This window comes from Mesorhizobium sp. M7A.F.Ca.CA.002.05.1.1 (genome assembly GCF_003998335.1).
Classification (GTDB): Bacteria; Pseudomonadota; Alphaproteobacteria; order Rhizobiales; family Rhizobiaceae; genus Mesorhizobium.
The window spans coordinates 1-1,115 of the sequence record NZ_RZQI01001327.1 but is presented as its reverse complement, the minus strand read 5'-3'; the positions used below and the strand labels follow the sequence as shown (position 1 = coordinate 1,115).

General features: G+C 66.1%; 1 protein-coding gene. It reads left to right on the top strand.

Going from position 1 to position 1,115, the window contains the following annotated elements:
- Positions 1–1,115, top strand: a 1,115-nt coding sequence (locus tag EN939_RS35290; RefSeq protein ID WP_127271952.1) for a dihydroxyacetone kinase subunit DhaK, incomplete at both ends; no start/stop codon positions are given.

The window sequence follows — 1,115 nt, the reverse complement described above, 5'->3', positions numbered from 1 at the left end:
CCGAAGGGTTTCGCGTCGAGATGGTGATCGTCGCCGACGACATCGCGCTGCCTGATATCACCCAGCCGCGCGGCGTTGCCGGCACCTTGTTCGTGCACAAGATCGCTGGTCATTTGTCGGAAGCCGGCCACGATCTGGCATTCGTCGCAACGGCCGCTCGCGCGGCGGCGAAGGATATCGTTTCGCTCGGCATGTCGCTGTCGTCCTGCTCGATCCCCGGCCAACCGCACGAAGACAGGTTTGGCGAGAATGATGGTGAGCTCGGCCTTGGCATTCATGGCGAGCCGGGCGTCGAAAGGATTGCGGTGCAGAGCGCCGACAGGCTGGTGGCGATCATGGTGGAGCGCCTCGCGGCACGGCTTGATCCCGAGGCCACCTACGCCTTGCTGATCAACAATCTCGGCTCCGTGCCGCCGCTCGAAATGTCTGTCGTCGCCAATGCGGTGCTTGCATCGCCGCTGGCCAAAACCATCAAGCTGACGATCGGCCCGGGCCCGCTGATGACGGCGCTCAACATGAACGGCTTCTCGCTGTCGCTGATCCGGCTGGATGCGGCGCGCGAAACCGCCTTGCAGGCGCCGGTCGGTCCGCACGCCTGGATGCCGGCAAAGCCGGTTGTTTCACCTGCCGTCGTGCCGATGGCGAAAGCGGCCGGACAGAGCGCGGCACGCAAGCCCAGCCAGGATGCGCGGACCCGCTCTCTTCTCGTCACCATCTGCGAACGGCTGATCGCGCTGGAAACCACGTTGAACGGGCTCGACGCCAAGACAGGCGACGGCGACACCGGCTCGACGGTGGCGACCGGCGCGCGCAGTGTTCTCGAGCGGCTTGATGCGCTGCCGCTTGCCGAGCCGGCGGCGACCCTTGGCGCGATAGGTGACATTCTGAGCGCGTCGATGGGCGGCTCCAGCGGCGTGCTGCTGTCGATCTTCTTCACCGCCGCAGCGCAAGCTCTGGAGAGCGGCGCGAGCTTAGCCAAGGCGCTGCTTGCCGGCCTCGACCGAATGACTTTCTATGGCGGGGCCAGGATGGGGGATCGCACCATGGTCGATGCCCTCGAGCCAGCCCTCAGAGCGCTCGATGCCAAGAGCGTGGACGAAGCGGCTGTGGCGGCT